Source organism: Mycobacterium sp. IDUB_1 (assembly GCF_055419625.1).
On sequence record NZ_JBVAYA010000003.1, the window covers coordinates 117,095 to 135,731 of the forward strand.

The following is an 18,637-nucleotide window of genomic DNA, read 5'->3' on the forward strand; positions in this document are numbered from 1 at the left end:
CTGCCCTTGTGCACGCGGGTGCGTAAGGGTCTGTCGAACCTCTTGCCGCCGGCATCTGCGTCGGCACGCTGTGACGTGCCGGCCGATGCGGTCGCCCCGTCCGGCTCGGCCTGCGCCTCCCCAGCCAATCCGACGACCGCCCAACCGATTCCCAATGCAACGGCTAATGCACCCACACGGCCGATATGATCTCCACGCACCATCGCGCACCTCCTGCGGCCCACCCAGCAAACCACGCTGGGAACAACCTGTGAAGGAAAAGCGACAAGTAATCTCGAGGTCATGCCACGCACACTCACTGACGACGAGATCAAGGCCTTCCTCGACAGCCGGCCGGGCTGGGCGGCCCTGACCACGATCGACGAGGACGGCTTCCCCCACACGGTGCCGCTGGGCTACTTCCGCATAGGCGACGACGTCGTCATGGGTGTTCGCGACGGCACGCACAAGGTGGCGAACGTGGAACGCGATCCGAAGGTGAGCATCATGCTCGAAGACGGTTCCACCATGTCCGACATCCGCGGCGTCATGATCCAAGGCCACGCCCGCATCGTCCGCGACAGCGAGGAAGCCGTCGAGCTCGCGCGCCACGGCGCCCGCAGACGCGGCGTGCCCGAGGCCGAGTTGCCCACCGAGCCCAGGCCGGGCGCCGCCTACATCTACGTGACGCCCGTGCGGACCCGGTCGTGGCAGTACGGCGACTGATCAGCCTGCCGGTACGACGTCGCTTCCCGAGCCCTTGATCGACGCCTTGACGCGGTTTTCCGCGCGCACCGTCCGCGTGCCCCGCACATAGCCGGTCGGCGAGATCGACGCGGCCAACAGCGCGTCCTCACCCTTGATGAACGGATGGAAGCCGACGCCGGCGCCACCGCGACCCTTGACCGGGATGTCGGCGACTTCGGTGACCTTCCAACTTTTTTCGGCCAACGACAGGATCGCCTCGCCGTTACCGCAAGACACCGGTAGCGCGGCGACCACCTCGTCGCCGTCACCGGACAGTTTCACGCCGGCCACTCCATTGCCTGCCGCTCCCTGCGGGTTGACCGCGGCCGGGTCGATCCGCAGGATCTTGCCGCGCCGCGTCACCAGGGCCAGGTGGTACCCCTCCGGTAGCACTCCCGAGCGCACGAGCCCGGTGATGTCCGGTGCCACCGGGATGTCGCGGATCTTGTAGGGCAGACCGTTCCCGTTGGTGAACTTCACCCGCCCGTCGGTCCACACCGCCCAGCCCAGACCGGACGTGAGAAGCTCGCCGTGGCTGTCGGAGAACACCCCGCGGTCGTCGAGGCGCCACGCGGTGTTGACCTTGCGCTCGCGCGGGCCGTCCTCGTCGCTGCCCGCCGTGACGGGCGTGGCCTCCGCATCGAGCACAGTGCGGCGATCGAATTCCGGCCCCTTGAACAGCTTTGCGGTCTCGACGAGTTCCTGGTCGATCACCTTCCGGCGGGCATCCGGGTCGGTCACCAGTTCGGTCAGCGCCGCGAATTCGGCGTCCAGCTTCTCCGCTTCGGCCCGCAGCTCGATGACGTCGAGCTTGGTCAGGCGTCGAAGCTGCAGTGCCAGAACGTAATCGGCCTGCACGGCGTCGATGCCGAACCGCTCCTGCAACCCCTGGCGCGCTTCGTCGACGGTGTCTGAGCCGCGGATCACCGCGACCGCTGCGTCGATGTCCAGATGGATCGTCATCAGGCCGGCAACCAGATGCCGACGGGCCGTGACCTTCTCCAACCGATACTCGCTGCGGTGCAGCACCACAGAATCCCGCAGCGTCAGGAACGCCGCGATCAGGTCACGGACCGACCACCAGCGGGGCACGCGGTTCTCGTCGAGCGCGACCAGGCTCGCCGCGAACGTCGACTCCAGCGGTGTCAGGGCCAGCAGCTGCGTGCGGATGTCTTCTGCGTTGTGACCGCGCTTGGCGGTGACCACGATGCGCAATCCGTTACGGCGGTCGGTGAGGTCCGACATGTCGGCGACGCCCGACATCTCGCCGGATTCGACCAGCGCCCGGATCCGTTCCTGCACAGTGTTGCTCGCGACCCCGGGCGGCAGCTCGGTGATGATGCAGTTCTTCCCGTCGACGTGGATCGTGCCGCGGACCGTGAACGCGCCCCTGCCGGTGGTGATGTACTCCCGGAGGCCGTTCGTACCGACGACGGTGGCGCCGCACCCCCAATCGGGGCCGGGGATGAGTTTGACCAACCTGTCGTCGGTCATGTTGGGGGTCTTCAACAGTGCCCGGCAGGCGGCCATCACCTCGCGGGGATTGTGCGCCGGGACCTTGGTGGCCCATCCCTCGGCGATGCCGACGGCACCGTTGCACAGCAGCACCGGCCACTGCGCCGGCAGCATCGTCGGCTCGGTCCATTCACCGTCGAAGGTGGGCACCATCGGCACGGCGTGATCGTCGAGTTCGGCGGTCAGCGCCGCTCCCGGCGCCGACAACCGCATCTCGGTGTACCGGTCGGCAGCGGGGATGTCACCCTGGATGCGGGGGAATGCGCCTTGCCCGTCAATGACTTTCACGCGCTGGAACTCGGCCGCCATCAGTGCCGCCGCCCCGTACATCGACGCGCCGCCGTGGGGGTGCAGGTTGCCGGTGACCGCCGAGCAGACCTTCGACGACTTCTGCGGCTTGTTGCCGGGCAGCAGCCGTGAATCGTGCATCTGGTAGAGGAGACGCCGCTGGCCCGGTTTGAGGCCGTCGAACGCCGACGGGATGGCGCGGTCGCTGACGCTGTAGAGGGCGAAGGTCAGCTGGTAGTGGTTCCAGTAGTCGTCGGCGCTCTGATCGAGCACCAGGTCGGGATTCTGTTCGGGGATGTCCAGGGTGGCAGACACTTCAGTACTCCTAGTCGAGGTCCAACGCGGAGGTGTCGACGCGGGCGGCGATCTCGGCCATCCACGTGCGGCGTCCCTCGGGCGGCCCACCGAACAACGTGTGGTGCAGCTTCGCCTCGTCATGGTCGGGATGGACGCGGATCACCGTGCGCCGCTGGGGATCCAGCACGGTGTTCCAGAAGTCGTCGGCGTCCATCTCACCGAGACCCTTGTTGCGTTGCACTTCTACGCGCTTCTTCGACGTGGCCTTCAGCTGCGCCACCGCAGTGTCGCGCTCGGATTCGTCCTGACAGTAGATCCGCTCGTCACCGTTCTTCACCACGAACAACGGCGGCAACGTCACGTAGACCATGCCGGCTTCGACGAGTGGACGGTAGAAATCCAGGAACATCGAGATCAGGCTCGAGTTGATGTTGCCGCCGTCGGGATCGGCGTCGGACGCGAACAGGATCCGGTCGTACCGGCACTGCTCGGGATCGCAGCTGTCACGCACGCCGCAGCCGAGAATCCGTTCGATCGAATCGAATTCGTCCTTGGCGCGTGCCTTGCTCAGCGCGAAGCCGTAGACATTGGGCGGCTTGCCCTTCAGTGGGAAGGCAGCCTGGAACGTCGCATCGCGCGCGGCCTTGATGGTGCCCAGCGCCGAGTCACCCTCGCAGAGGAACAGCTCGGCCCCCGAGCCGCGGCCGGTCTCTCTGCTGGGGAGCAGTTTCGGCGGCAGCGACAGATTGGTGCCCAACCCTTTGGCTTTCGACGCCGCCCGCGAGCGCGCCTTGGCGCCCTCCGCGCTCCGCCGGGCCCGGGCGAATTCGAGCGCCAGCTTGGTCCACAGCGACACCGCCTCACCGTTGGCGGGGTTGGCCGCCCAGATCGTCACGCTGCGAGCGACATCCGGCGCCATCGCCACGTTCAGCGAGCGCGACGAAACCGCCGTCTTGGCTTGGGAATCCCACGACACGTCAGGTGCACGGGTGTCCACCGCCAGGGCGGTGACCGCCGCGAAATCCTGTGCCTCAGGGCCTTCTTCGCCCTTGGCGAGACCCAGGTCGCGGATGCGCGACGCCCGGTCGGCCAGGGCTTCCGAGAGACCCTTCATCGCCGCGGTCAGATGCGATCCACCACCGGGTGTGCGTACGGTGTTGCAGAACGCGGCCACGGTCGCCGGCTCCGCCGGACCCGCCGTCAGTGACCAGCGAAACGGTGTCGGGCCGCGTCCGGTGGTGTACTCGCCGCGGCCTTCCACGGCTGCCCGGACAACCGGGGCGGGGGAGCCGGCAGCGGTGCACATGAGGTCGAGCAGGGTGTCGGTGCCCCAGGGGCCGTCGAACGGCTCGAGCAGCGCCGGAGGCACCTCGTCACCGGGCCAGCCCTCGTCGACGACGGACAGGTGCACGCCGGGGGACATGCGCGCCGCCGCGTGCGCCCGCAGCAGTACCTCGCCGATGTCCATCGTGGAATCGGGCACGACGGTCGGGTCGAACAGGATGCGCACGGTTGTGCCGTGCGCGTTGGGCTTCCGGTTGCCGACGCCCTGGAGTTTCCGGGTGTCGACGCGGGTGAAGGGCGCGTGGGGATCGAAATCCTGGCCGTCGAACACGCCGGGGTAACCGCCGCCGAAGCTCTGCAGATAGGTCTTCCCGCCGCGGCGGACCGTGACATCGGTCCGGGCGGAGATGAAAACTGCTGCTGCAGCCCCGATTCCGTTCAGGCCGGCGCCGGTGCTCGTGGCGTCGACATGCGCGGAGAACTTTCCGCCGGCGCGGGCAGTGCCCAGGGTCTTGACGATGCCGTTCTTACCGGTGGCCGGGTCGGTGTCGACCGGCAGTCCGCGCCCGTCATCGGCGACACTGACCGACCCGTCGGTATGCAGGGTGATCGTGACGGTCGACCCGCCGTGGCTGGGATCGGCCACCTCTTCCACCGCGTTGTCGATCAGCTCACGCAACGCGGTGTTCAGGATGTCCAGACCGAGGTTGACCGCCGGCCGCAGGCGGGTGTGCTGGACATCGTCGAGCTCGGTGATGTCAGCGGCGGTGTAACTCACGTCTCGTCCTTTCCATGGGGAGGGCGCCGATCGGTGGAATGGTAGACGGCGGATCCGACTTCCTCGTGGATCTGCAGCTCAGCCGCCGGGTTGTGGCGGTGATCAGGAGATGACGGCCCAGTGTGGGCGGTCGAACGATGCTCGACCAGTCTGACACCATGGCGCGATGCGCGCCTTCCTGTCCCGCTTGCGACGGCGCAGCAAGAACAAGCGCAGGAAGGAGCGATTCGACCGCATCCTGGTCAAAGGTGACCGGTGGGTTCCGGCGCATGCCCAACTCCTGGGGACCGAGCCCATCTCCCGCACGCTGCCGCGAGTCTTCCCGTCCGATCACTTCGGTCTTCTGTGTCAGGTGATTCACGCCGCGCGCAGCGAATGACGAGCCGTCGTTGCGGCTGGATGAACTCTGCGAAAACTCCGCCGTCCAGCGCCGCCTCGTCGGATGTGGCCCTCTACGCTGGCGTCAATGGCTACCCCTTTGCCGACCAACGACGAGTTGCGCGTCAACTTCCAGGTCCTGCTGAACAGCGCCCTCACCCATGGACGGGCGGCGGCGCGCGATTGCGGGCTGGGCCCGGCCACCATCGCCGCGGTCAACGCCATCGCCTACGACCACCCGGACGCCGAAGCGGATGCGATCGCCGCTGCCTACGACGCCTTCGGCGCTGAGCATGGGGGAGCGCAACAGACCAGCAGGTCGGCCTAGCGGTCAGCCCTCTCGCGACCTGGCTCCAATTGCCCTGTTGGACAACAGACTTCGACACTCAGGCGAGAGCGGGGACCTCGGCTGCGTTCTCTGTGGCTGTCTTGTTCGCCTGCAGGCACGCCCACGACATCGTGAACAGGAAGATGCAGTAGGTGGTCAGCGCCAACCAGAACACCAACACCCCGTTCCATGCGAACGGACCACTGTGGAAGAAGAACGCGAAGATGTCGGGGATGAACGACACGGCGACGAAGAAGTTGACGTAGCCGACCCAGCGCGGGAACACCGTCTGGCCACTCAGCACGGCGATGCCGATGGACGCGTTCTGCAGGCAGAACAGCATGATGGCCGGAAACAGGATGAGCCAGCCCATGTCGTGCAGGAGCAGCACCGTGTCATCGGAGCGGTCGGTGCGGAACGTGGCCATAGCCCACAACAACATCGGCAACAGGTTGAGCAGAAGTGTGGCGGTCCCGGTGGCCAGCTGGGTCAACGCCAGCACTGGGCGCCGCCCCTCGATTCGCAGAAGATGCATGCTGATCGTGGCGACCAGTGGTGCGTACAAGACGATGCCCAGGGACGCGAGGACGAAGCCTGCACCGGTCAGGGTGGGGTGCTCGAGGTAGAAGGCACGCACCTCGGACATCGGTGCACCCGGGCCCAGCGGTAGGGGCAGCATCCCGGCGATCAGCCAACCCGCGAGGGTCACCACGACAGCCGCCGGCCCACCGAGTGCACACAGCGTCAGCACACGAGGATTCACGATTCCCTACTTTCCCGACGCGCGCGCAGTGAGTGCGTGCACGTTTTTAATCTCGATTAACTGGGAAGGTAGTTGTTCGCAGGCGTTGTGGTCAAGATGTGCCCCTCCCGCTGGAGGGGCGACGCGCCGTCAGCCGATCGTGGTGTCGCTGTCGATCTTGTCGGTGGCCGCGCTGATCACGTCGCCGGCCGCCTGTGGGCCGTCGACGTTGAGTTGCAGGACGTAGAGTCCGTCGGACGCCGGGATCACCACCGTCTTCTGAGCGATGACGCGCGTCTGGCCATCTCGGGTGTAGCTACCGCCGAGCACGTAGGCCGGATAGTCCCCGAGGGTGCTCTCCGAACCGGGGTTCCCCGGCTGGTAGTCGGGGAGGTTGTTGAGCTCGCCCGGTGCCAGCGAGATGATCTGCTGAGGGTCGACGTCACCGGTCAGTTTGGACATCAGCGCGATGATGTTGGGCTGATCTTCGACGAACTCGGGGCCGGTGTAGACGATCGCTCCATAGGCGTAATCGGGCGTCTGCTCGGGCGGCACGACCTCCCAGCCGTCGGGCACAGGGAGGTTGACCGGGGGGGCGCTCGGATCGCCCATCTTGATCCCGGCCTCCTGGATGTTGTTCTGCGCGATGTAGTCCGCGATGGTCGGATTGGGACCGGCAGCCTCGGCCTGCGTGGTGGGCGGCACCGTCGGCGCCGCCTTCTTGCTCGTCGGTGAGCTGCTCGATGCGGCACTGGTGGCGCTGCTCGAACTGCTCGACGACGCTGCCGGCTTCGAATCCGAGCCGCATCCGCTGAGGACGATGGCAAGAGCCGTGGCCGTCGCCGCCACGCCCGTCAGTGTCGAAGCTCCCATAGTCCACTCCTCGTCAATTTCGCCGATGCACGTTCTGCTGCGGCCACAGTGGCCGTCAGCAAATTAGAGGCAGGCGATTGGAACTTTGTTGGAACGGTCCGCAGCGGTTGGCCGACCGTCGCGCAGCGGTCCAATCGAATTCCAACACCGCCCGTTACGGTCCCGGCCATGATCAAGACTGCTGTCCTCATCAGCGTGGCGTCGGTGCTGGTTGCCTGTGGCGGTCCCGCGAAGACCACGGAGTCCAGCTCGTCACAGGCCAGCCCGCCTGCCCCCGAGGTGACGATCGAGGGCGACGCGGGCACGCTCGTCAACAAGCTGGCCGTCGAGGCGATCGGTGACCTCGAAAAGTACTGGACCACTGAGTATCCGGAGCTCTACGGCAAGGACTTCCCGCCGATCTCGGGCAAGCTCTGGGCATTGACACCCGACTCGCAGGCCGGGCCTGCCTGTGCCTCCGGGTACAGCGACGTCGCCGGCAACGCGTTCTTCTGCAAGATCGACGACTCGGTGGCGTGGGACGCTTCCGGATTGCTGCCCGAACTCCAGGAGAAATACGGCGATTTCGTCATCCCCATCGTGTTGGCCCACGAATTCGGGCACGCCGTACAGCAACGCTCGGGGTTCTTCGACCAGAACACCCTCACCGTGAGCTCCGAGCTGCAGGCGGACTGCTTCGCGGGGGCCTGGGCCCGCCACGCCCAGGACGAGAAAGTCTTCGAGGTCGACAGCAACGCGCTGGACACGGCCCTTGCCGGGATCCTGGATCTGCGCGACACCCCCGGCACCGAAGCCACGGACGACTCTGCCCACGGCAGCGGCTTCGACCGGGTGAGCGCTTTCCAGGACGGATACGACAGCGGCGCCTCCCAATGCAAGGGCTACCGCGACGGCCAGCCCGGCGTGTTGGAGTTGCCCTTCAACGACGCCGAGGATGCCGCCAACGAGGGCAATGCGCCCTACGACTCGATCATCAACGGGGTCCCGTACGACCTCGAGGACTACTGGACGCAGGTCTATCCCGAGCTGACCGACGGGACGCCGTGGACACCGCTGAAAGGTATTGCGCCGTTCGGGCCCTCGGATGCTCCGGACTGCGGCGGGCAGTCCACCTCCGGCTACGTGTTGTTCTACTGCGTACCCGAAGACTACGTGGGATGGGACAACGTGGACGCGATGCCCGAGATCTACAACCGCGGTGGGGACTACGCGGTCGCGACGCTGCTGGCCACCCAGTTCGGACTGGCCGCGTTGTCGAGGCTGGGCGACGAATCCGACGAGAAGACCTCGACGGCACGCGGTGACTGCCTCGCCGGTGCCTACACCGCGAGTGTGATCCTCTACAACCGCTCGGCCACCAGCAGCTATCACATCTCGCCGGGTGACCTCGACGAGGGCATCAAGGCCCTCCTGCTGTTCCGCGGCTCCGGTGACGTGGAGCGTCAGGGATCCGGGTTCGACCGCACCCGCGCCTTCCGCACAGGCGTGGTCGACGGGGCACCGGCCTGCCTCGACTACACGGTCTGAGCACTCAGGCATAGCCGGCGTAGTCGATCGCCGCGTGGACGAGTAGCCACAGCGGCCACGAGTCCGTGCAGCCGCGGTGTTCCTCGACCTGACGCAGATGTCGTCGGAGTATGCGGGCCAACTCCCGCGGCTCCACCGACGTCACGATCAGCCGGCCGCGGGCCATCGACAGGCGCCGGCCCTGTGCATCGAACGCCTGAGCCTCATCGGCCCACGCCCCGGCGACGTCGGCCAGGGTGCGGTAGAACGCGCAACCCGCTGCCGTGGCGATGACGAACGGAGCGGTCGGGTGCACCGTCGGCGCTGTCCGTCGCGTGCCGTGTCAGCTCGCCGCTGGCGAACTCGCGCGGGCTGTCGCCGGGCGCGATGCCGCTACCGGGAAGCCGGTGGAACACCGTGCCGGTGACGATGTATCCGTCGAGCTGCTCAACCCGGTTTCCTGTGTGACGGCCATGGCGTCTCTCCTGCGGTCTTCGGCGAGGACGTGTCCATCGAGCACGCTAGAACCGGGCTGTTGGAACTCGGTTGGAGCTCGCTTGCTGTGACCGGGATGCATGGATTTGAGCCGTATGCGTGGCCAAATGTGACGCCAGACGTAAGAATATCCGGCAAACAACCACGCGAAGGCGGTCAATGCCGTGGAGTACCGGATGCTCGGTCCGTTGTCGATACTCGACAACGGACGAGCCGTCCCACTGGGCGGGTTGCGGCAGCGGACCGTTCTGGCGGCCCTACTGATCGCCGACGGCCGCCCCGTGACCGCCGACGCACTGATCGACCAGGTCTGGGGTGCCGAACCACCGCCCAAGCCGCTGGCCTCCCTGCGCTCGTATCTGACCAACCTCCGGCGCATCGTCGGTGAGGACACGCTGCACAGGAACGCGCACGGATACGTCCTGAACACCGAGTGCGACATCGTCGACGCGCGAGAGTTCGCCCAGCTGATGCACCGAGGCCGCCGACTTCTGCAGGCAGGCCAGGCCGGGGCGGCCCGGGCGGATCTGTCCGAGGGCCTGGCGCTGTGGCGTGGGGAGCCCTTCGGCGAGTTCGGTCACCTGGAGTTCGTCATGCCGGAGGTGCACCGACTCGAGGCGCTGCGGGTCGACGGGCTCGAAGCGTACTTCGATGCGGCTCTGCAATTGGGGGAGTCCGCCTCGCTGGTCGACGGCATCGAATCGGAGGTCGCCGCCAATCCGCTGCGCGAGGCACTGTGGGGCTGCTTGATGGTGGCGTTGCACCGTAGTGGCCGCCGCACCGATGCCCTCCGGGCGTACGACCGCGCGCGGGTGGTCCTGCACGAGGAAATCGGCGTCGCCCCCGGTGTGGAACTGGAACGTCTCGCCACCGAGATCCGCACGGAAGCCACGATCCTGGACTGGCGTCCGCCGGCCACCGTCGCCGCACGAGACGAGGTGGTGGCGCACAGACCCACCGATATGCACGGTCGCGGAGGCGAGATCCAACGCCTGCATGCGATGCTCTCGGCCGCCGCGGGCGGACGAGGTGGCGTGATCGTGATCCGTGGAGACAGCGGGATGGGCAAGACCATGTTGGCGCAACGGGTGGTCGAGACTGGTCGAGAGTCCGGGATGGCGACGGCGTGGGCCGGGCACGCGGCCGATCTGCACCGCCCTCCGTCATGGGCGTGGGCGCACGCGGTTCGCGGTATCGCCGGGCATATACGTCTGCGCGGCAACCACTTTCACACCCCGCTGCCGCAGTGGTGGAGTGCCACCGTCGACGGTGTGACCGATGACGAGCGAGAGCGGGAATTCGCCGCGATCGAGGCGACGGTCATCGCTCTCGGCGACCTGGTGGCGCTTCGTCCCGCCGTCGTCGTGCTCGACGATCTGCAACGTGCGGACCGCTTCACCCGCCGGGTGCTCGAACATCTCACGTCGGCGGCCCGTTGCATGCCGCTGCTGGTGGTCGCCACGTGGCAGGACGGCGGCGCCGACGGGGTCGAAACGGCGCGGGAATTCGACCGGTTCGCCGACCGCACCGATGTCGACGTCCTGAGGCTCACGGGTATCGATGCCGACGCCGTCGGCGGCTTGATCGCCGACATCGCCGGCGCACGGCCGTGCCCCGAATTCGTCGCCGGTATGCACCATCGCACCGGCGGAAACCCCTTCTACGTCACTGAATTGGTGCGTTTGCTCGTCGACCAGGGGCGGGCCGCAGAGCTGCAGGCACCACTCGGCAATGACGCCGACGTACCGGAGGCGGTGAGCGGGGTTATCCGGCGACGCATGGCGAATCTGCCCGAAGCCACCCGAACCCTGTTGCGCCTCGCGGCCGTCGCGGGCGCCGAATTCCCGGTGTCCCGGCTCGCCGAGGTGGCCGGATTGTCGATCGCCGAGACGGCCGAGACCCTCGCGCCGGCCACCGACGCCGGACTGATCGTCGCGACTGTCCAGCGCCACAACGCCTTCAGCTTCGGGCACGGACTCGTGCGGGATGCCGTCGCTGCGGAGACGACGGGACTCGACCGCGCCGCGCTGCACGCCGCCCTTGCCCGCACCTATGCCGACGACGACGGTCCGGCGGTGTCCCAGGATGCGATCGACGGTGCCCAGCACGCGTGGAACGCCGGGTTGGCCCTCGACGCGGACACCACGCTGCTGCTGATCGACCGGGCACGCACCGATGCATGGGCGCGCAGCTCCTATCGCGAAGTCGCCGAACTGGATCGTCGGGCGCTCGAAGCCTGCGCACGATTGCCCGCCGACAGTGGTCGCTTCGATCGCGAAGTGGACCTACGGCTGCAACTGGCATCGGTGGAAGCCGTTGTCACCGGGCAGAGTTCGGCGCGTGTGCTCGCGGATCTGCGCGACTCGTCGCGACCGCAGCACGACTCCGTCGAAGCGACCACGGCCGTGGCCATGGGGTGTCTGGAGGCGTGCGGGATGGCGCGTTACCACGACGCCGCGAGCCTCTCGGACGGCCTCGTCGATTTCTTCCGCGTGACCTCCGACCCGATATCGGGCGCCGCCGGCTACTACATGCGCGCGCTGACCCAGTTCATGCGCGGCTCACTGGATCTCGCGCTCGCCTCGGTACAGGACCTGCGAGTCGAGGTCCCCTCGGTGGATTGGCAGACGTACGGGGCACTCGCCTCGTTCGAGATCCTCGCCTATGCCGTCGCAGCGCACGCGCACGCGTTGCGTGGAGAGCTCGACAAGGCTCACGCCGCCCTGACCGAGGGGCTGGCACAGGGGAACGAGCGCGGCGACGCATTCGGCGTCGCGGTGCTGCGGACCTCGGCCGTCCAGCTCAGCGCGATGGTGGGGGAGCCGGCGGGCGTGGCGCAGCACGCCGCCGCCGTGGTGAGCCTCCTGGTCGAGCTCGGTATCGAGCAGTTCGTCGGGGGCGCGCGTCTCATCCACGGCTGGGCCTGCGCGGTGGGGCCTGACCGGGTGGACACCGTCGACGACATGCATTCGGCGCTGAACCTCCATGAGCAGGGTGGCCGCCGGATCTTCTCGCCCCTGTACTACGGGCTGCTCGCCGATGCGACGGAGGTGCACCGCGGCCCGGCCGAAGCGCTGGCCTGTGTCAACCACGCCGAGTCCATCGCGGCCGCCACCGGGGAACGGGTGTGGGACGCGCAGTTGTCGGCGCGTCGGCTGCGCCTGGCAGCCCAGCGGATGCGGGGAGCCAGCACCCCGGACAGTCGCGGTGGCCACTTGTCCGGGGTGGAGGCGACACACTCCTGAGCATCTGTGATCTTGATCTGTCGCGTGTCGGACCGAAGTTTCGTAATGTCATGCGGTCTCTGAAGTGTCTGCATGAGCCGGGAGTGTCTGATGCGTGCGGTGTTGACTTTGCCGATCTCTCCGGCGTTGGACGTGGACGAGCTTCGGGCAGCGCTGGCGCCGACCACCTGGCTGCCCGCGGCTGACCCGACAGAGCCGTGGATGACGGCCCGTGTGGAAGCGCTGGTGCAGGAATTCCCCGAAAGCTTGCGTATCCAGTTGCAGCAGGCCGGGCTGATCTACATCCAGGTCGGACTGACCGTAGAGGGATTGGTCAGCCTGGAGCGCCATGGCGCGGTCATGATCCGAGTGGTTCATGACGGTGACGACGTGTCCGCGATCAAGGATGCCGTCGACACACTGGCCCGCCACCTGCCCGACGCGCTCAAACGGGCGACCGGCAACGACGATCTCGGTCTGGAGAAGGAGATCGAGATCCGCCAACGCCACGGCGGTGTCGCCGTGGCCAAGGGTGAGATCATCACCCCGCACAGGCTGCGCTTCCCGAAGTACGTGCGTACAGAGCGGCCTCGCGAGTTCGCGCTGATCTGCGTGCTTGCGGGGCTACTGGCGACGACGTTCCTGACGTCGCTGTGGCTGGCCCACCTTCACCCGATCGCGCTGAGTTGGCCCGATGTGATCCGCGGCCACGGCGATCGGATTTCGTCTGCTCTGGTCGTGGCGTTGTTGACCATCCTGATCAACCTGCTCTTCGAATACCGCGACTGGCGATCGGAAACCACCGAGGTGCGTTGGCTTTTCGGGTGAGTGCGCGGTAGCGGCTAGCGGCAGCAGTTCGGGTCCAGCACCGCGCACAGAGCGCCGAGTGCGTCGGGCGCGACACGATGGAAGACGTTCATCCCACGGCGATCCGACGCCACGAAGCCGGCGCGCCGCAGTTGTGAGAGATGGTGACTGACGGTCGACTCGGTCAACCCCAGTGCAGCCGCCAGCGCGCCGCTGTTCTCCTCACCGGTCGACGAGCTGAACAGCATCGACATGATCTTCACCCGAGCGGGATCTGCCAGGGCTTTCAGGCGCAGCGCCACCTGAAGCGCATCGGCGTCACTCATCGGGCCCGAGGCCACCGGCGCGCAACACACCGGGCCGGACATGTCGATGGTGGGCAAACTCTTCGGCACACACCCATAGTGCCACCATCTTGACATTCATCACAAAGGTGGCATTGTGGCCGTCGTCAACACTTCGACATACGTCGTACAGGTAGGGAGGCAGGTATGTCCTCGATGTCCCGCATCCAGCTCGCACTCAACGTCGACGACCTCGACGAGGCCATCGCGTTCTACTCCGCGCTCTTCAACACAGCCCCGACCAAGGTCAAACCGGGTTACGCCAACTTCGCCGTCGCCGATCCGCCGGTGAAGCTCGTGCTGCTCGAGAACTCCGGCCACGGCGGCACGATCAATCACCTTGGCATCGAAGTGGATTCGAGCGACACCGTGCACAGCGAGATCGCCCGCCTCGCTGGCGAGGGACTGTTCACCGAGGAAGAGATCAACACGACCTGTTGCTTCGCCACCCAGGACAAGGTGTGGGTGAGCGGTCCCGCCGGGGAACGCTGGGAGGTTTACACCGTGCTCGCGGACTCGGACACCTTCGGCGCTCGCTGCTGATGGCCCGCTCATGATGGCCGAAGCCGGCGTCGTCGACAAGCTCTCGTTTCTCGACAGGTTCCTGCCGCTGTGGATCGGCATCGCCATGGCCTCCGGGCTCCTGCTCGGCCGCCTGGTGCCCGGACTGGACGGGACCCTCAACGGCATTGCGGTCGACGGCATCTCGCTGCCGATCGCCATCGGGCTCCTGATCATGATGTATCCGGTGCTCGCCAAGGTGCGCTACGACCGACTCGACACCGTGACCGGCGACCACCGGCTGCTCGTCAGTTCTCTTGTGCTGAACTGGGTTATCGGGCCCGCGCTGATGTTCACGCTGGCCTGGCTGCTGCTGCCCGACCTCCCGGAATACCGCACCGGTCTCATCATCGTGGGTCTGGCTCGGTGTATCGCGATGGTGATCATCTGGAACGACCTCGCCTGCGGGGACCGGGAAGCAGCCGCCGTCCTGGTGGCCGTGAACTCCGTCTTCCAGGTCCTCATGTTCGCCGCACTGGGATGGTTCTATCTCTCGGTCCTGCCCGGCTGGCTCGGCTTGGCGCAGGCGAGCATCGACACCTCGCCGTGGCAGATCGCCAAATCCGTCGCCATCTTTCTCGGCATCCCACTACTGGCCGGCTATCTCTCGCGACGACTGGGGGAGCGGGCGAGGGGGCGTGACTGGTACGAGCGAATCTTCCTGCCCAGAGTCGGACCCTGGGCGCTGTACGGGCTGCTGTTCACGATCGTCGTCCTGTTCGCGTTGCAGGGCGATCAGATCACCAGCCGGCCCCTCGACGTCGTTCGCATCGCACTGCCGCTGCTGGCCTACTTCGCGATCATGTGGGGCGGTGGATATCTCATCGGCGCCGCACTGGGGCTGGGGTACGAGCGCACGACCACGCTGGCATTCACCGCGGCTGGCAACAACTTCGAACTTGCGATCGCGGTCGCCATCGCGACCTTCGGTGCCACCTCGGGGCAGGCCCTCGCCGGTGTGGTCGGGCCGCTCATCGAGGTTCCCGTGCTCGTCGGTCTCGTCTTCGTGTCACTGGCACTGCGCCGGCGTTTCGCCGCGGCCCGACCCGAGACGACACCGGCGTGACGGAGGCGAGGACTCCGTCGGTGGTGTTCGTGTGCGTGAAGAACGCCGGCAAGTCACAGATGGCTGCGGCCCTGATGCGTCAACTCGTGGGCGATTCCGCCATCGTCCACTCCGCCGGAACGCGACCGGGCGAGTGCGTCAACGCCGTATCGGCTCGATCCCTGACCGAAGTGGGCATCGACATCAGCACTGAGACGCCGAAGCCGCTCGACGGCAGCATCATTCGCGACGCGGATGTCGTCGTCACGCTCGGCCGCGAAGCGCGCGTGGATGAAGTTGCAGGCCCTCGCTTCGAGACCTGGGACACCGTCGAACCTTCAGAGATCGGCATCGACGGGGTCGAGCGGATGCGGCTCATCCGAGACGACATCGCACGACGGGTTCGCGCACTCGCCGACGACCTGGGTGTACAGCCGAGAGGATCGGGCGCTACCGGGCCTCCTCCAGAATTTGGATGACCTGCTGCAGCGGGTCCGGCACCGTGGACACGGCCCCGACGTAGGGGTGCGACAGTTCGACCACGAGGAACAACTGCGCCCCGACGAGGGTGCCGATGATGGCGACCATCGCGTAGTGGTTGGCCGGTTTCTCGACCCCGTAGATGATCGCGCACCCCAGCAGCAGGCCGCTGGTGACGAAGATGACCGCCCACAGCGACCAGGGTGGCCCGGTATCGGTGCGCGCCTGCAGCACACGCTCCGTCCTGGCCTTGCTCATGTCGTTGAGGTTGCCGAAAGACGTTGACAGCAGAGTTTTTTGCGCATCGGTCCGGGCTGCCACGCCCTCGTAGGCCGCATAGAGTCGGTTCAGTGCCTGGTCAGCCTCGGGATAGAAGCGTCCGGCGTTGGACTCGTCCCACTCTGTCAGCGCGGCCCGCTCGTAGGCGAGCAGGCTCTCACGTATCCGGCCGCGGTCCGGCTCGTCGAACACACCGGAGTCACGCGCCAGCTGGGCGCCGGCCGCCCCTTCGGTGCGCACCACCGAGTCCGCGTGACTGATCTGCCCCCACATGGCCGAGACGACGAATCCGATGAAGAACGCGAAGACGAACCCGACGACACCGAACGCGAATTTCGTCACGTCGTTGTGCTCTTCGTCGCGAGCGCCGGGGAAGCGGCGCCGCACCAGCGTCTGGATGACGACGGCGAGTCCCGCCGTCGCGGCCACGATCAGGATCAGCAACAACCATGGCGGCACATGGGTCACCAGCCATTGACTCAACTCTGCCCCCTCGCGACCCGCCCGACCCCGGCCGCTGCTGACTCTAAACGGGCGGTCGCGTCCGCGGCGCACAAGTGGCCGAACTGTCCACCGAAAGGGCTAGGGGCGGAGACACCTGCGGGCTTATCATCGAGGGGTACGGTTCCGCGATGACGAGTTCGCGACCGTACGCAGGAGGCCGACATGCGGCTCACGTACGTCACGATTCTGCCGGCCCTGATCGGTACGGGACTGATCGCTCCGCCGCCGGCAACGGCCGACTGCACCAGCGCTGCAGGCACGATCGTCTGTTCCCAGGGCGATGTGCGCGGTGCCAACACCGGTCAGGGGCCTGGCACGAATGCGCCCTACTACCCCTACCAATGCTGGTACTGCAACGACGGCGGCTGGGGGCTGACGTTCATCATCGAGCGGCCGCACCGACCTCACGGTGACGGCGGCGGAGGCAGAAGAGGCTGAGGCGCAGCAGTTTTCGCGCGCACCGCCAGCAAGCCTCCGCCGATGACCAGCGCCATCCCCGCGTAGGTCGACAGCGCCGGGCTGTGGTGCCACACCAGCCAGTCGATGAGTGCGGTGAACACGATCACCGAGTAGATGAACGGCCCGAGCTTCTCGGCCGGCGCGTACCGGTAGGCGACGATGATCAGCGCCTGCGATGACAACTGTGCGACGCCGACGGCGACCAGCCATGGCCAGGCCGCCGCGGTGATCGGGGCGAAGTCGGCGGCCGCGACCGGCACCGACATCGCCGTGGACAGCAGGAAGTAGTAGAAGAGAATCCGCAGTGTCGGTTCTGTGGCGCCCAGCCACCGCACCGACATCATCGCCACCGCCAGGAGCACCGCGCCGGCGAACGCCGACAGTTCCCCGACACTCAGGCCGTGGCCCTGCGGTCGCAGCACCAGCATCACCCCGGCGAAGCCCACCGCAGCACCGAGCCACGTCGCCGCGGCCACGCGCTGCCGGGTCACCGCCCACGCGATCAGCGGCATCCACAGCGGAGCGCTGTAGGTCAGCAGCGTCGCGTTCGCCAACGGGATCTGTGTGATCGCGAAAAACAGCGCGTACCAACACCCCGTCCCTGCCGCGGCGCGCAGCACATGCAACCCGATCCTGCGGGTCCGCATCGCCGCCCAGCCGTGCCGCAGCGCCACCGGGGCCACCGCCGCCAGGCAGATCGCGTTCTGCGTCAACAGCAGCACTCCCGTCGAGGTGTGCTGCCCCGCGACCTTGGCCAGCGCGCCGACCAGTGCGACACAGAAGAAAGCTGCGGTCGTGAGAAGCGCTCCCGCAGTGAGGTTTTCGGTGCGGTAGCCGATCCGGTCAGCCGGCACCGCGACCGACTGACGGCGCGAGGTTCGGAGTCGAGCGCTTCATGACGCCGTTGAGCAGGCGCGGCGACACGAGGTCGAGTGCTCGCAACGGGAGCATCTTGCGGGGCGCGATGCGCACCGGGCGCCGGCGCGCGGCCTCGACCATCCACTCCGCGGCCTCGTCGGCGCTCAACGCGGCCAAGCCGTCGTATGCCCGCGTCGGGGCGATCATCGGCGTGGCGACCAGCGGGTAGTAGATGGTCGTCGACCGAACCCCCGTGTCGGCCAGCTCGTTGTCGATGACCCGGCTGACCGCGCTCAGCGCGGCCTTCGACGCGTTGTAGACGCCGAACAGCGGCGAGGACTCCGGCATCACGCGCCAACTCGAGATGTTGATGATGTGGCCGTCGCCGCGCGATACCATCCCCGGCGCGATGCCCCTGATCAACCGCAGCGGCGCGTAGTAGTTCAGTGCGATCGTGCGCTCGACGTCATGCCATCGTTCCAACGACTCCAGCAGCGGCCGACGGATGGACCGGCCCGCGTTGTTGATCAGGATGTCCACCGGGCCCGCCTCCGCGGCCAACGCGTCGACGGCATCGAGGTCGGCGAGGTTGGTCGGCATCGCCACTGCGTGCCCGCCCCGCGCCGTGATCCGGGCGACGACGTCGGCGAGCAGGTCCGCCCGGCGCGCGACCACGAGCACCGTGGCCCCGTGGCCCGCCAACTTCTCCGCCGCGACCGCGCCGATCCCCGACGACGCGCCTGTGAGCAGAATCCGCTTGCCGCGCAGTGCCGTTGGTGTACCCGCCGAGAGATGGGGAAGCGGTCGCATGCCGGCCAGCCGGAGGGCGCGGCGCAGCGAGCTCGTCACCGGCTCAACTCTAGGGC

The 18,637-nt window shown here is 67.2% G+C and carries 17 protein-coding genes and 1 pseudogene; 9 read left to right on the plus strand and 9 right to left on the minus strand.

Annotated elements, in window-relative coordinates; translation table 11 throughout:
- Positions 1–282 precede the first annotated feature (282 nt).
- Complete coding sequence (locus tag ACZYYX_RS17950) at positions 283–705, plus strand: pyridoxamine 5'-phosphate oxidase family protein (RefSeq protein WP_463815951.1); 423 nt, start codon at positions 283–285, stop codon at positions 703–705.
- On the opposite strand, the gene ACZYYX_RS17955 is transcribed toward ACZYYX_RS17950, so the two are convergent.
- Positions 706–2,844 carry a DNA gyrase subunit A gene (locus ACZYYX_RS17955; RefSeq protein ID WP_463815952.1) on the minus strand — a complete coding sequence of 713 codons (2,139 nt, stop codon included), beginning with the start codon at positions 2,842–2,844 and terminating at the stop codon, positions 706–708. It abuts the gene before it with no gap.
- 10 nt (positions 2,845–2,854) lie between these two features.
- Positions 2,855–4,888, minus strand: coding sequence for a toprim domain-containing protein (locus ACZYYX_RS17960; RefSeq protein ID WP_463815953.1), 2,034 nt, complete (start codon positions 4,886–4,888; stop codon positions 2,855–2,857).
- Positions 4,889–5,054: 166 nt separating this feature from the next.
- Between ACZYYX_RS17960 and ACZYYX_RS17965 the strand changes: the two genes are divergently transcribed.
- Together ACZYYX_RS17965 and ACZYYX_RS17970 are read left to right on the plus strand one after the other, a co-directional pair.
- Positions 5,055–5,267 (plus strand): hypothetical protein, encoded by a 213-nt coding sequence (locus ACZYYX_RS17965; RefSeq protein WP_463815954.1) that lies wholly within the window; start codon positions 5,055–5,057, stop codon positions 5,265–5,267.
- An 87-nt stretch (positions 5,268–5,354) separates the two neighbouring features.
- Complete coding sequence (locus tag ACZYYX_RS17970; protein ID WP_463815955.1) at positions 5,355–5,594, plus strand: hypothetical protein; 240 nt, start codon at positions 5,355–5,357, stop codon at positions 5,592–5,594.
- Between the two features lie 58 nt (positions 5,595–5,652).
- On the opposite strand, the gene ACZYYX_RS17975 is transcribed toward ACZYYX_RS17970, so the two are convergent.
- Positions 5,653–6,357, minus strand: a complete 705-nt coding sequence (locus tag ACZYYX_RS17975; RefSeq protein ID WP_463815956.1) for a hypothetical protein — start codon at positions 6,355–6,357, stop codon at positions 5,653–5,655.
- Positions 6,358–6,486: 129 nt separating this feature from the next.
- Positions 6,487–7,209, minus strand: coding sequence for an envelope biogenesis lipoprotein LpqN (lpqN, locus tag ACZYYX_RS17980; RefSeq protein WP_463815957.1), 723 nt, complete (start codon positions 7,207–7,209; stop codon positions 6,487–6,489).
- A gap of 168 nt (positions 7,210–7,377) precedes the next feature.
- Between lpqN and ACZYYX_RS17985 the strand changes: the two genes are divergently transcribed.
- Positions 7,378–8,736: a neutral zinc metallopeptidase gene (locus ACZYYX_RS17985; protein ID WP_463815958.1), complete on the plus strand. Its 1,359-nt coding sequence runs from the start codon at positions 7,378–7,380 to the stop codon at positions 8,734–8,736.
- 4 nt (positions 8,737–8,740) lie between these two features.
- Here ACZYYX_RS17985 and ACZYYX_RS17990 read toward each other — a convergent pair whose 3' ends face one another.
- Positions 8,741–9,031: a hypothetical protein gene (locus ACZYYX_RS17990; protein WP_463815959.1), complete on the minus strand. Its 291-nt coding sequence runs from the start codon at positions 9,029–9,031 to the stop codon at positions 8,741–8,743.
- 355 nt (positions 9,032–9,386) lie between these two features.
- On the opposite strand from ACZYYX_RS17990, the gene ACZYYX_RS17995 reads away from it, so the two are divergent.
- Positions 9,387–12,455 carry a BTAD domain-containing putative transcriptional regulator gene (locus ACZYYX_RS17995; protein ID WP_463815960.1) on the plus strand — a complete coding sequence of 1,023 codons (3,069 nt, stop codon included), beginning with the start codon at positions 9,387–9,389 and terminating at the stop codon, positions 12,453–12,455.
- 72 nt (positions 12,456–12,527) lie between these two features.
- Positions 12,528–13,262: a hypothetical protein gene (locus ACZYYX_RS18000; RefSeq protein WP_463815961.1), complete on the plus strand. Its 735-nt coding sequence runs from the start codon at positions 12,528–12,530 to the stop codon at positions 13,260–13,262.
- A gap of 14 nt (positions 13,263–13,276) precedes the next feature.
- On the opposite strand, the gene ACZYYX_RS18005 is transcribed toward ACZYYX_RS18000, so the two are convergent.
- On the minus strand, positions 13,277–13,636 hold the full coding sequence (locus ACZYYX_RS18005; RefSeq protein ID WP_463815962.1) for an Rv2640c family ArsR-like transcriptional regulator: 360 nt from the start codon (positions 13,634–13,636) through the stop codon (positions 13,277–13,279).
- Positions 13,637–13,741: 105 nt separating this feature from the next.
- Here ACZYYX_RS18005 and ACZYYX_RS18010 point away from each other — a divergent pair, with 105 nt between their 5' ends.
- Together ACZYYX_RS18010 and arsB are read left to right on the plus strand one after the other, a co-directional pair.
- Positions 13,742–14,128 carry an ArsI/CadI family heavy metal resistance metalloenzyme gene (locus tag ACZYYX_RS18010; protein ID WP_463816493.1) on the plus strand — a complete coding sequence of 129 codons (387 nt, stop codon included), beginning with the start codon at positions 13,742–13,744 and terminating at the stop codon, positions 14,126–14,128.
- A 10-nt stretch (positions 14,129–14,138) separates the two neighbouring features.
- Positions 14,139–15,467, plus strand: a pseudogene (gene arsB, locus ACZYYX_RS18015) (ACR3 family arsenite efflux transporter); the annotation flags it as partial.
- A 174-nt stretch (positions 15,468–15,641) separates the two neighbouring features.
- On the opposite strand, the gene ACZYYX_RS18020 reads toward arsB, so the two are convergent.
- A complete protein-coding gene (locus ACZYYX_RS18020) occupies positions 15,642–16,433 on the minus strand; it encodes a bestrophin-like domain (protein ID WP_463815963.1) in 792 nt (263 codons plus the stop codon).
- A gap of 183 nt (positions 16,434–16,616) precedes the next feature.
- Here ACZYYX_RS18020 and ACZYYX_RS18025 point away from each other — a divergent pair, with 183 nt between their 5' ends.
- Entirely contained in the window at positions 16,617–16,892 is a 276-nt protein-coding gene (locus ACZYYX_RS18025) for a hypothetical protein (RefSeq protein WP_463815964.1), read from the plus strand.
- Here the strand turns inward: ACZYYX_RS18025 and ACZYYX_RS18030 are convergent.
- Together ACZYYX_RS18030 and ACZYYX_RS18035 are read right to left on the minus strand one after the other, a co-directional pair.
- Positions 16,859–17,767 (minus strand): DMT family transporter, encoded by a 909-nt coding sequence (locus ACZYYX_RS18030; protein ID WP_463815965.1) that lies wholly within the window; start codon positions 17,765–17,767, stop codon positions 16,859–16,861. The genes ACZYYX_RS18025 and ACZYYX_RS18030 overlap by 34 nt on opposite strands.
- A complete protein-coding gene (locus ACZYYX_RS18035) occupies positions 17,757–18,620 on the minus strand; it encodes an SDR family oxidoreductase (RefSeq protein ID WP_463815966.1) in 864 nt (287 codons plus the stop codon). Before ACZYYX_RS18035 ends, ACZYYX_RS18030 begins: the two co-directional genes overlap by 11 nt.
- Positions 18,621–18,637 lie beyond the last annotated feature (17 nt).